This window comes from Parabacteroides caeci, from assembly GCF_023656795.1.
Classification (GTDB): Bacteria; Bacteroidota; Bacteroidia; order Bacteroidales; family Tannerellaceae; genus Parabacteroides; species Parabacteroides segnis.
Genome location: NZ_JAMOKT010000076.1, coordinates 1 through 12479, shown reverse-complemented (window position 1 = coordinate 12479; position 12479 = coordinate 1). Strand labels below are relative to the sequence as shown.

At 42.5% G+C, this 12479-nt stretch carries 14 protein-coding genes and 1 pseudogene; 1 reads left to right on the top strand and 14 read right to left on the bottom strand.

Going from position 1 to position 12479, the window contains the following annotated elements; all coding sequences use genetic code 11:
* Positions 1 to 3 precede the first annotated feature (3 nt).
* From NBH15_RS25265 to NBH15_RS25205, 13 genes are all read right to left on the bottom strand, one after another.
* Entirely contained in the window at positions 4 to 621 is a 618-nt protein-coding gene (locus tag NBH15_RS25265; protein WP_250823860.1) for a CatB-related O-acetyltransferase, read from the bottom strand.
* Between the two features lie 12 nt (positions 622 to 633).
* Complete coding sequence (locus NBH15_RS25260; protein ID WP_250823859.1) at positions 634 to 1923, bottom strand: MATE family efflux transporter; 1290 nt, start codon at positions 1921 to 1923, stop codon at positions 634 to 636.
* A 267-nt stretch (positions 1924 to 2190) separates the two neighbouring features.
* The gene (locus NBH15_RS25255) at positions 2191 to 2694 is read right to left on the bottom strand and encodes an META domain-containing protein (RefSeq protein WP_250823858.1); all 504 of its coding nucleotides are present in this window, start codon (positions 2692 to 2694) and stop codon (positions 2191 to 2193) included.
* 5 nt (positions 2695 to 2699) lie between these two features.
* Positions 2700 to 3323, bottom strand: a complete 624-nt coding sequence (locus NBH15_RS25250) for a DJ-1/PfpI family protein (RefSeq protein ID WP_250823857.1) — start codon at positions 3321 to 3323, stop codon at positions 2700 to 2702.
* A complete protein-coding gene (locus NBH15_RS25245; protein ID WP_250823856.1) occupies positions 3316 to 4248 on the bottom strand; it encodes an AraC family transcriptional regulator in 933 nt (310 codons plus the stop codon). Before NBH15_RS25245 ends, NBH15_RS25250 begins: the two co-directional genes overlap by 8 nt.
* A 91-nt stretch (positions 4249 to 4339) precedes the next feature.
* Complete coding sequence (locus NBH15_RS25240) at positions 4340 to 5095, bottom strand: inositol monophosphatase family protein (RefSeq protein WP_250823855.1); 756 nt, start codon at positions 5093 to 5095, stop codon at positions 4340 to 4342.
* Positions 5096 to 5131: 36 nt separating this feature from the next.
* On the bottom strand, positions 5132 to 5785 hold the full coding sequence (locus tag NBH15_RS25235) for a GyrI-like domain-containing protein (RefSeq protein ID WP_250823854.1): 654 nt from the start codon (positions 5783 to 5785) through the stop codon (positions 5132 to 5134).
* Between the two features lie 14 nt (positions 5786 to 5799).
* The gene (locus NBH15_RS25230) at positions 5800 to 6291 is read right to left on the bottom strand and encodes a VOC family protein (protein WP_284706490.1); all 492 of its coding nucleotides are present in this window, start codon (positions 6289 to 6291) and stop codon (positions 5800 to 5802) included.
* The gene (locus NBH15_RS25225; protein ID WP_250823852.1) at positions 6288 to 6563 is read right to left on the bottom strand and encodes a zinc ribbon domain-containing protein; all 276 of its coding nucleotides are present in this window, start codon (positions 6561 to 6563) and stop codon (positions 6288 to 6290) included. The genes NBH15_RS25230 and NBH15_RS25225 overlap by 4 nt, the downstream gene beginning before the upstream one ends.
* 4 nt (positions 6564 to 6567) lie before the next feature.
* Positions 6568 to 7464 (bottom strand): class A beta-lactamase, encoded by an 897-nt coding sequence (bla, locus tag NBH15_RS25220; RefSeq protein WP_250823851.1) that lies wholly within the window; start codon positions 7462 to 7464, stop codon positions 6568 to 6570.
* Positions 7465 to 7815: 351 nt separating this feature from the next.
* Positions 7816 to 8337 carry a hypothetical protein gene (locus tag NBH15_RS25215; protein ID WP_250823850.1) on the bottom strand — a complete coding sequence of 174 codons (522 nt, stop codon included), beginning with the start codon at positions 8335 to 8337 and terminating at the stop codon, positions 7816 to 7818.
* The gene (locus tag NBH15_RS25210) at positions 8337 to 9062 is read right to left on the bottom strand and encodes a T9SS type B sorting domain-containing protein (protein ID WP_250823849.1); all 726 of its coding nucleotides are present in this window, start codon (positions 9060 to 9062) and stop codon (positions 8337 to 8339) included. Before NBH15_RS25210 ends, NBH15_RS25215 begins: the two co-directional genes overlap by 1 nt.
* Positions 9063 to 9135: 73 nt before the next feature.
* Positions 9136 to 9723, bottom strand: coding sequence for a TetR/AcrR family transcriptional regulator (locus tag NBH15_RS25205; RefSeq protein ID WP_250823848.1), 588 nt, complete (start codon positions 9721 to 9723; stop codon positions 9136 to 9138).
* Between the two features lie 476 nt (positions 9724 to 10199).
* Between NBH15_RS25205 and NBH15_RS25200 the strand changes: the two genes are divergently transcribed.
* A complete protein-coding gene (locus NBH15_RS25200; protein WP_250823847.1) occupies positions 10200 to 10631 on the top strand; it encodes a hypothetical protein in 432 nt (143 codons plus the stop codon).
* 563 nt (positions 10632 to 11194) lie between these two features.
* Here the strand turns inward: NBH15_RS25200 and NBH15_RS25195 are convergent.
* Positions 11195 to 12479: pseudogene (locus NBH15_RS25195) on the bottom strand (DNA methylase); the annotation flags it as partial.

Here is a 12479-nt window from a genome sequence, read left to right as displayed (position 1 = left end):
TGTCTATAATTTATCCAAACGACCATCTTTTAGATAAGGCAAAAACTCCCGTATCTTATCTACCGGCCAATCCCACCATCTCAAAGTCTGCATCTGTTCTATCATATCAGGACTGAACCGCTTTCGTATCTCTTTTGCAGGGACACCACCCACAATAGTATAGGGCGGCACATCTTTTGTCACAACAGCCCTCGTGCCAACAATAGCCCCGTCACCGATATGGACACCAGCCATAATAACGGCTTCATAGCCTATCCACACGTCATTGCCTATCACGATGTCGCCTTTGTTGTCCCAAGCGGAAGTTACATATGCCTTATCCAATTCCCAATCTTCATAAAACAGCGGGAACGTGTAAGTCGATAGTGATTTCAGGGTATGATTGGCGCAGTTGAACAGAAATTTTGCTCCGCAAGCAATAGAACAGAACTTTCCAATTATCAGCCGTTCATGGTTAATGGGATAATGATACAATACGTTGTTTTGCTCAAACAGACACGGGTCTGAAACAAAATCATTGTAAATGGTATAGTCGCCTATTTCGATAGACGGGTCTTTTACGACAGCATTCAAATAAACGGTTTGCGTGTCACCTTTACGGGGATATATCTTGTTCATCATAACTTTCAGTTCTTAGTATTGTTTATATTTAAGATAAATGACGGATTGTGTACCAAGTAGTATCACATATAAGTATTCCACTGCCCAATATGCCGCTAACGGGACATTACAATAACCTAATCCCCATAAGCAGAACAGATAAGCAATAGTTGTTGTCACCTGAAAAATGAATACCGTCCGTGTTGCTCCCGTTCCTGTTGCTGCATTCAGATAGACGTAACCGGGTAGTGCAAAGAAGTAATTCAATAGCATGACAAGAAAAGGCGGCCATGCAAGCTGTACGATAGCGGGATTTTCCGTATAAGCCCCTATAATGTGCTGGTGAAAGAACAACGCAAAAGCAATCAGTGGAATGCCTGTCGCATATCCTAAACGGATAATCTTATGGCAAAGCGGAAATACTTTTTTCTTTTCACCTGCTCCAATCAGGTTACTCACCAAAGAACCGGTGACACCTGCCAACGCATTGACGATAACGGAAAACAGTGCGGAAACACTTCTTACAATGTTTGATACTGCCAATTCCGTTTCTCCCAAACGTTCGATAGCCACAAAGAACAGAAACCAAATGGCTACACTTGTAAAGAACTGGAGCATGCTCCATACCGAGATAGAAAATACCTCTTTCAATATCGTTATATCAATACGCCAGTATAAGCCATACACTTTTTTATCAATGTGGCGAAACATATATGCAGCCAATACAGCCAGCGAACACATTTCGGCAGATGAAGAAGCGATAGCCGCCCCCGATATACCCATATCGAAGCCGAATATCAGGAGCCAGTTCAGCGGAATGTTCACTAATACGGCAGTGAACGCCGCCATGTTCAGGGATTTTGTCTGTGTAATGCCTACCAAAAACGAGCGTAATGCAAGGAACGGGAAAGAGAACAACAATCCCCAAATACGCCAATCCAAATAGCGGATAACCGCATTATAGACATCATCCGAAGTTATCAGATGTTTCAACAGAATGGGAGAAAATATCTTGGACAGCAAACAAAGGAGTGCTGCCAATATCAGCAAGAAGAACAATCCCTGATAAAACGTTTTTCCCGTTTCCTCATACCGCTGTTCTCCGTTTCGACGTGCGATTACCACTTGTAGGCCCAAACTGAACCCGAAGCCGAGCATATAAATTGCCAAGAACCATATTCCGGCAAGGGCAGATGCGCCCAGTTCCACATCACCCACATGCCCCAAGAATAAGGCATCGGTAATATTTATCAGCTGTTCGATAAGGATGCTCATCATAACAGGAAAAGTGATGAGCCAGATTTTCTTATAGGTATAATTCATTTGTTCAAACCAATATGAAACGACAAGCCACACTGCCGGTAGCAGCGTAACGAGTGCTTTAGAAATAATTAAAGGGAATTATTGGCAACGCAACATATGACAGACCTGATACAAGCCCGTCAGTTGCTCAATAGCAAACTTTTGGAGTGCTATTCGTTGAGCGTAGCTATATGCACAACTGCCATTTCATATTGTTGAACAACTATTTATTTTTCTGTTAGTTCTGCAAAGGTAGCGTTTTTCCCTTAAACTTATATCTTCAGATTATTATTTTCTTTCGTATCTCTCATCTAAAGAAATCGATTTATCAACCATTTGACTATATACAGCTAAAATGCGTCCCCCATCATTCTTTAGGAACAGAGAATCGGAAGTGACCGTGTACCTTTGTACTCTGGGCAGCAGTGCTTTCATCTCGTTCTCTATAGACATATCTTCGCATGCCATTTCTGTCCATGCTATATTTTGGAATGACAGAAGCGAATCATCTGCGACAAAGTTTCCCGAAAGAGTATTACAATCCGTAGTGCATGAGAAGATACCTGAATCAAGGAACTGAAGCCGATATTTTTTGTCACTTTTAACATGAATCAACTTCATTGATGAAGTTTCAGCCGGATGATATTCTTCAAGCTGCCAACGCCCATAGATGCTTTCAACAGTAATATACGACAAATCATGTTCCGTGTCACAGCCTGAGCTGACTTTCGTGTTATGCTGACCGCATGACGCCATGAGCAATGTGAATATCAAAAGGAACGATAATTTCATATGAATCATTTTGTATTAGAACTATTTGGACATAATGAGCAAAAGCCTTGCTTGTTAAACTGATAAAACATCTCGATACGTTCCGGCGCATCGTTTTCAAGCAGCAACAACAATTCTTTTGCAAACTCAAGGGTCGCGGAACCATTTGCCGTTACAATGTTCTTGTCGCTGACGGCTTGGGCATGAATATAGTCTCCCTGATTTGTGTAGTTTTCACCACCCCATAGTTTCAACTGCTCCAGACCGTTACCGGTATGCTTAACGGCATTTAGGAATCCATGCTTTGCCATAAACGAAGCGGCGTTACAGATAGCTCCTATAATCTTACCACTCTTAATTGCCTTACAGACAATTGGTATGACCTGCTCTGCGTCCAGTGTTTTCCATCCGAAGCCTCCAATCAGTACCAATGCCGCATAATTATCTGGCATCGTGTCAAATGAATAATCCGGTATAGTCCGAAAACCGCCTATGGATTTAACAGGTTCCAATGTCGGTGCCACGACCTTATTGACATATTTCGGATTCTCTTTCAAGGCGGATTCGTCGGAAGAGATACCTTCCGATAGATACACCGCTTCATGATCTGTGTAATCATTCAACAGCAGGTATAATACTTCATTAGTCATACCAATTACATTTAGATGTTACAGGAATACATATATCCACTACCCATTTCTTTTCCGGATGTTCTTCATGGTTATTCATATAGATTTCAAAGGCCAGTCCGCAACATTTGCAACCGTGTTCTTCTACCAAATGGAACATACATTCCCATGCGCGCTGAAATTCATCCCATGAGATTTCAAACCTCCCCACTGCATATTGTCCGGCAGGGATAATATATGAACTTATTTCTCCGTCGGTCTTCATCGGTTCCTTGACTATCAGACAAGCATCAGAAATAAGTTTGCCCTCTTCCGTCGTATTCGGATTATTGTGATAAATCGAGGCTAAACGAGAATCGTGCATCGGTAATAATCCTTTGGGGTACGCCCATCGCATCAACTTTTCAAATGCTTGTTGCATATTGGTGTATGCACCAATATGGCGACAATACACCACATGGATGGCATCTAAATGTTTGATCTCAAAATTACAGTCCATACTTGTTTCTCCTATTTTGAATGATTTTTGCCGGCAAAAGTAGTGAGAATATGAACGCCTGTATGGACTTATGTTGCGCTCCAATGTACGTTCTTTGCTATTTTCTTGCTGCATTTTGCTTCTGTACGCTTCAGCAGTCATACCGAAGTGTTTCTTGAAATTGCGGCAGAAGACATTAGCTGAATTAAAACCGCATTCAATAGCTATATTCGTGACGGGTTTATGCATATCGTCTCGCAACTGGATAGAGGCAAGTTCCAAGCGCCTACGCATTACATATTTAGCTAACGGTTCGCCCATTACTGCCGTAAATATACGGTGGAAATGGTAAGCGGACAAATATGTTTTCTCCGCCAATGACTTTATATCAAGTTCTTCGTTTATATGGGCATTGATATAATCAAGAACCAGATTTACTTGTTTTGTATATTTGGCAGAATCACTCATTGCGTATAGCCTTTTCTTTCGTTCAATGGGAATAAATGTCCTTTTCTAACTTCTAAAAAGCGGGCTTTCCCAAAGTATTGTTTTTACTGTCTCACAATAATAGTTTTAGCAGTTCCTCGTGGACTTTCCCGTTTGTCCCTGCGACTTGGCTACCTTTTGCAGGATCAAGTGCATTTCCATTCCAGTCTGTCACTTTACCTCCGGCTTCTTGTACTATAAGCATACCTGCCGCATAATCCCACGGGTTCAGATATACCTCGAAATACCCACCTTGTCTGCCACACGCGGTATATGCCAATTCCAATGCGGCAGAACCAAGCCTTCGGATATCTTGCGAATTTTCATAAACTTGGAGAAATCTTGAAAAGTTCTCCTTTGCCAGTTCTCTTTTTGCTGTACCTATACCAATGATGGTTTCCGATAGCTTCTGGGCAGATGAAACGTGTATGGGGCTGCCATTCAAGAAACTACCTTCGCCTTTGACAGCAGAAAACAGTTCATCGTGAAATGGGTCATAGACAATACCCATAACAATTTCCTTTTGGCGACAAAGAGCCAACGAGACCACGCTATGCTGATAGTCGTGCATGAGGTTCGTAGTGCCGTCAACGGGATCAAGAATCCAATAGCTATCAGCATCCATTCGTTGTAAACCTGTTTCCTCTCCGAGAAACTGTATTTCCGGGACAAGTGTATGTAGTGCCTTTTTCAGAAAGTCCTGTACGGCTACATCAACTTGCGTTACATAATCGGCCACGCCCTTCTCTTTCACATGGGATACCATATCCCTGTTTGTGATTATTCCCTTAGTCTCTTTGACCAAGCTGATTATGCGTTGTATATCCATGTCTTATATGATTTTATATAGGTCTAATTAGATTTTTTATTCTTTCAGTATATGGTTGCCACATTTTCTAACAGGAAGTCTTATCACGGTTTTTAATTTTTCCGGAGTACATCTTCTTGGATCAGAAAGATATATTTCATGGTGCAATCTGTCTCCTTTTAAGTCTTTAACATAGCCATTTTGTAACAGATACCGCTCCATGATAGCAACCGTTTCCGGCTCGCAGTCATAAGAACCCAAGTGCATGATTTGCACACATAACCCTTCGTTTAACGTTAAAAATTGGGCGGAGGAGCAGTCAATTCCTTTCTTATTGGAAGCGGTGGCAACAGCCCAATCAAAATCTTGCTTCGTTATAAAGTCGGGCAACCGAAGAACGGAAATCCATTTGAATTTCGATTTATTGCTATAATCCACGCTATCCATGCCATCCTGCCACCAAAAGCCTTCCAAAGGAGGAACAACATATTCAAAGAAACCATTGATTTTATAGTCTGTCTTATAACTCATTCTTAGAGTATAAGCCACCGCATACAGGACACCGATAGCTTGTTGATATGCCCCGCCTTCTTCGTTGGGGTTACCTTCTCCTCTAACAGCAATATAGTTAGCAGCAGGGACATCAACAATCGCAGGTTTGTTCTTAGGCATATAATACTCCTTGTATTCTTTTTTGAAATCAAAAGCCATTTGTTCTTTTTTAATTAGAATTTATCGTTTGTCACAATGTGGCCGGAATCCAATAATTTCAGCAGGGTATCAACAGCAACATCCATCCTTTGGGAAACTTCTTCTAAAGTCATTCCATCAGAAATGAATCTCTCTATGACCATTTTCATCTCTTCTCCCACTTCTATGAGATGTCCATCCAAATCATAGAAACGAATCACTCGCTGTCCCCAATCATGTTCAATGACTTCTCCCAAGAATACGATTCCCGGATTCCCATTCAGCTTTTGCAGAAAGTCATCAAAATCACGTTCCTCAAAGGCTATTTCAACATTGTTGGGCTTTTTATATACTTTGTCCTTTGGGACGCCAATAAGCCAGTCGAAATCCTGCTGTAAAGCCAAACCGCAGGAGAACAAAATATTTCGTCCATAATCCTGACAGACTTCCAGCCCGAATATGTTTTCGTAGAAACTTCGGGCTTTTTTTATATCTGACACGGATAAAACTGTACAACAATATTTCATAGCCTGTTCTTCCAGCGTTTGAGGGTTGGATAAAATTGCCGCATCATCTCTTTCGCCTCTTCCACAGTCATATTTTCCCCAGACCATTTGTTTATTTCATCAGTGAACTGGGCGCAGTGGTCAACCATCTGCTCCATAGTCATCTCCATAGCGAACTTGCCGTCCTTATAACAATAGTTGCAGTAATCCTCATTGAGGCTACCGTCGATGTTTGTTCCCTTATCGGAATCAGCCAGCGGCATTCCGCAACTCTGACAAAATTTTTGTTCCATATTTTTATTTTATTTTTTGTTTAATCACTCCCTTCCAAACGATGTTAGAAATCTCCGCAATTATAGCTGATGTCTCTGTCATGTCATAACCGGAATCCGCTACAAATACAGCAATTGAGTATCTCGTACCGTCAGGCAGATATACATACCCACAATCGTTTATTGCAGATATGCGTCCTTCTGGTGTCGGAAAACCAGTACCGGTCTTATGACCTATCTTTGCGGACAAAAGAGGTGCGGCAAGTCTGTCAAGCCCGGTATAACATTGTTCGAGCATAGTCGATATTTCTGAATATGATTGCGATACATTTCTCATTTCGGTGTAGAACCTGTCAAAAAGTTGTGCCATTGCCAAAGGGGTGGAACGGTTAAGATAGCTCAGATATGGATTGCGGTGCATATCTTCTTCGGATGCGCCGATTACAATATCGTCAGAAATGCCCATCTTCCGCATTATTGATGTCGCACCGGATGGGCCGCCTACATACTTCAGAAGTATATCCGCCGCATTATTATCGCTTTCTATCAATGACCATTCAAACAGTTCCCTTACAGTCATAATATTGCGGGATTTGCCGTATTTTTTGAGCATCGGACTATAAGTGTTTTCATTCAAGACATTTCCGTTGAATGTAATGGAATCGTTAAGTGTCATGCCATTTGTATCTATCCAGTTGGCAACTGTTAGAGCCAAAGGGAATTTGACTACGCTCATCATCGGAAAATCATGCTCGCCGTTGACAGACACTGTGTCTTTGCCATTGATAATGACAGCGACACCAATACGGGCATCTTTCCCCATGACATAATCCTGCAATACTTTTTCTATCGCTTTATTTCCATCAGCGAAAGCAGGCAATATTAAAGTCAGATATAATAGAGTAAACAGTATCCTTTTCATCTTCTTTATTAAACCATTTTTCAATTATGTTATTACATAGGCGTACCCCTACCGTATATTGGTGTATGCCATATAATGGCTACAATATACAACAGGGATAGCACCTAAATGCTTGATCTCAAAATTATAGTCCATACTTGTACCTCATGTTCTGGTTTATTTTAGTCGGCAAAAGTAGAGAGAATATGAACGACCTTGTGGACTAATATTGCGTTTCAATGTACGTTTCTTGCTATTCTCTTGCGATATTTTGCTTTTGTGCGTTTCAGAAGCCACACCAAATAGCTCCCTTGGGCAAAATTAGGCAATTAATCTGTAACTCTATTTTAGTCAGGCTTCAAAATCCGGCTGCTAAAACTCAATTCCGACTTTCATGGATATGAGATTATGGCTCAGTTTCTCTGAAAACTCGACTGCTATAATTTCGCTGTCAAATTTCTTTAACCGCTCCAGTTTTTGCAGTTCATATCCTATTGACACGAACAGTTTCATACGTTTATATACGGAGTATGAGATTCCGGCAGTAGGATTGAGATAGATACCCCCATTAGCCTCCTTTGAGGCTGCAATCCCATATCCTGCGCCGCACTGGATAAAGGGGGTGAATTTCCTCGGTTTGCAAATGTGGAATTTCACATCTGCAAATAAAGGCACTATCGGTTTCTCAAATAGCGATATGCCGGTTCCCACTCCTGCGGATAAACGTTCATTGAAATTGTAATTGCCGATTACCTGCCATACAAACGGCGTACATGAAGGCTTGCTCATATCTAAGCCAGTACCGATTGTCGTCGCATAGGATATACGTCGGATCTCTTGGGCGTGTACGGTTGTCCCAAGAAATATCAATGCCAATATAATTATATTTCTCATTACTGTATGTTTATCGTTATCCGTTCAACTATTTCCAATGCCGTTGTCAATCCCGACAGATCCGTATGGATTTCGCCATCACTTCCGTCCGGGCTGCTGTGTCCTATCAGCGTGGTCTCAAAGGTCTTTTTACCCGTTGTCAAATCGACTTCAGCCTTGTAAATGACCGCAGGTTGTCCGCTTCCCTCTTTGCCTCCGGAATAATTTGCATCTCCCTCTTGGGCGTTTTTAGGGAAATTGTCATTAAAGTCTGTGGAGTGATTGACCTCCACTTTAACTATAAAGTGTTGTAAGTGATTTGCAGTCCTAAGCTTCACATCGAAACTTTCACGGGGAGTTGCCCCCGAAATTCCGTCCACCACGGGCTTGTCCTTTGTAGGCAGATAAAGCCCGTCATCATATATTATCCCACGGGAATAGCACCAGTGCGGCAACGCCTCTTTTCTGCGGTTGCCTTTTGCCATCTGCCAGTCCTGTGTCGCTATCTTGTGCGAAACATATACTGTCGAAAGATAATTCCCTTGCATATCTTCCAGCCAGATGGCTATTTGTGGCGGGTTTTTCTTCTTGATACCTAAGAACACCGGGAAATCATGTAGCCATTCCCGACCTTGTTCGATGCAGACTTTTATATCACCCTGCTCGTACTCGATCAGTTCCTTGTCGCAGGAAGTAAGGCTGATTGTCGAAAGCAATCCTAAAAGAGCAATAATCATTTTTGTCATTTCTTATAATTTATTTATGTTACTTGTCGGGAACATTGAGGCGAAAAAATTTTGTAGTCCGGATAAACAGATTTCAATCTGCGAACATTCTGTCTATCAGATTCTCCACTTCTTGATAAATTTGCTTCCACCCATTGTCCTCGCTTATGCTTATTCCGTTAAATACGGGGCAATAATCACCAAGCATTGCCAGATAAGTAATGGATGCTGTAATCATCGCAGATAACGTTGCTATTTCCTGTTGCGGACGTCCTGTTACAACGCAAACTTGTTTTATCAAATTCATGCCAATCGTTTCCCTCTGCTCCCTTAAGGCTGTAATTACATCATTGTCGCAGGAGAGTTCCCAACGATAGAGTTTTCTTAAAACCGGGTCAGTTCGCAATTGTTCGATATGTTCACGGAACATTCTCTTAACCGCAGGAAGTACCTGTGTCGCATCTGAGAACTCAAGCGAAGAGTTCAGCCAGAAATCATGCTTGCGTATATATGCGGCAATCAAACCGTCTATTGAATTGAAATAGCGGTAAATCAAAATCTTGGACACCCCGGACTGAGCAGAAACGGCATTGATGCCTATCTTCTCAAATCCGTTTTCGGCTATCATCTGTCCAATCGTATTTAACAGCCGTTTTTCTGTTGCTTCTCTATCGCGTTCCATATTGATGTTACCATTCGGGAACAAAATTAGCACTTTTTGTTGAAACAAAAAAATATCTTCGAGAAAAACTTATCAAGGAATTGTCTATTACCGCTATAATACAGGTTTTAGGACGCTTGGAGAGCCAATAGAGGTACAAAAAGTAGGAAAATGAGCCTTGAAAAGCTGATTTATGCCTGTTAGCGAGATACTTTTACGAGAATCTCACTACCTTTGTATTTGGATTGGGGCAACTCTATCCAATACATAATGTAATAAAATGAAGCGTTGTGTGTATCAAGGTATTTGGAAACGTAGGATATTTTCAAATTGCATAATTAGATGGCATAGTGGTTCTCACTCTTAGCGTTGTTGCTATTACTGCCTGTATGCAAGGTTTCCTTAGACCTCCGAATAAATAAGTGGCGATGCTGTCTGCGCTTTGTGTTTTGTTATTGCTTATATATTGAACAGACAGGTATTATAATTATATCGACATGGAAATATCAAATTGGTTTAGAGGTTTTGAAAAAGGTATTGCGCGGCTATCTCCAGAACAGCGGTCTGCTTTCTTTTCGGAATGTGGAAAGAATTGTGTAAATGGTGGCACGCTTTCTATTTATAAGAAACTCTATGAAACCGCCAAAGGAGATATGGATGATTTCTTTCTGTTGGCAAATGACTTACCCGGAGTAAAAGGTGAGATTGTTGAGAAAGGTCATATCTATCGTCTTATCTTCTTGGAATGCACTTGTGGGTTGTGTAGAAATGGATATGTCACTACACCTCTGCTCTGTGAGTGTTCACGCCAAAGCGTGATTTATTCTTTGCACAGCTTGTGGAAAGACGAAAAATTTATTGTAACACTCTGTAACTCTATCTTACGAGGCGCAACAAATTGTGAAATGAGAATAGAGGTTGAACGATAAAAAAGTCTTCAAAAGGAGGAATTTGCCCTATTAATCACCATTACAGGCTGATTCCACTTCGCCCTCTATCAATTTTCCAATCATACCGACCTTACGCAACATCACCAACCTCATTGAGTATGTGGCGATGTTTTATGTCATTAAAGGGCTGCAAGTGTCACATATAGTCACATTACCATGCGCCGACCACTTCACCTCGGTCAATGCTTTTGTCCGTTTCGCAACCTCTTCCTGACGGCATCAGGGAAAGACTCTCTGATATTATCGTTCTCGGCTTTCAGTCTCACATTTTCCTGTTCAATGGCTGCGTACTTACCTAATCGCCAATAGGCGAAATTCTCGTTTGTTAAAATCTATTAAGAGAAAATCAAGGTATTATAATGCCGATTTTTGCAGCCGTTTGTCACCGTTTTGACCTCCGAAACTCCATGTGGAATTGATTTAAGTCTTCAAAGTTCTCCATTCTCACAACTACATATGAATTAAATTACACATCTTAATGTGAGGCAAACAAGAATAGCAAGAAGGATAATCTTTAATACTATCCCTCTTGCTAACATATATCATATTTTAATCCCTTTTGGTCGATTCTCATCTTTCGCATATAATCCCAGACGCCCAATTATAATATGATTAGCGATGAATTTTTCCGATGGATTTTGCTCATTCGCCGGACTGCGTATTTGCGGTGTTTCTCCGCTGTGTTGTGGCGGAACGTTGCGTACACCTTCCGCAACCGGTTTGACATCCTGCCCGTCCTTCTCCTTTTCGATGACTTCCGGCACAGGCGGTGCAAGTTCCAGCTGAATCTTTCGGTCAAGCGCGGCAAGCTCGGACTTCAACTGTTTCAGTTCGTCCTCTTTTTTCCACACCTTGCCCGCTATCTCCTGCAACTGCGGAATCTCCTTTTCCAGCACCTCGTTCTTCGCCTTGTACTGGTCGATAATGGACGGAATCCTCTCCAGCGCGTTCAGGAAGTTGCGTGCGGCGGCTATCGGGTCAGCCATCGCCAGATGCCCGTTGTTGTAGGTGTACTTGTAGTTTCCCTCCACCACGAAGCGGTTGTCGGTAAACTCCAGTCCTTCTTTGAGCATCCTCTCGCTGACCACCTTTATCGGGAAGCCGTAAAGTTCCCCGACAGCCTTGTACAGTCCGCCCGTCGTGGCGTTCTTGGCTATCTCCTGCAAACGCTTACCGATGACCTTCTCATCCGTTGAATCCACGCCGTCCACCTTGACGGCATTCAGGCGATTGCCCTCTTTGTCAGTCTGCACAACCGAAAGAAACCTGTTCCAGTCCTCCGTCATGGCTTCGATGAAAGCCGTGTTGTTGCGCAGTTCTCCCGTTTTGGATTCCAGTTTGAACTCCGAATCGCGCCTGCCCTTATTAAACGACTTGCGTTCCCCTTCGAGCGAGGCGATACGCTTCTCCAATTTCGCTTTGTCGAGCAGGTCTGTATTGCCGGATAGCAGAGCCATATACTCCGAGAAGTTCATGCCCGATTTCTCGTCCATCGCCCCCTCGTCGATGGTACGTGCCCCCATAGCTCCGCTTTTCAACTGCGATATGAAAGTTTGCTTACAGTGCAGCAGGTTGAATTTGTAGCTGTCCAGCGACTTCTCCACGGCGTAGATGATGACATCCACGTTGTTCCCGGCAAAATGCTTGGCAATCTCGTTGCCGGCTCTGACGCCACGTCCGTCACGCTGTTGCAGGTCGGACGGTCGATCGGGTAGGTCAAGGGCATTGCTGCCCTCTTCCCCCCTAAGAACCGTACATGAGAGTTTCCCCTCATACGGCTCAAGCTTTTCTAAGCCTCTGTTTGTATGCAGAGACCGGCTCAAACTA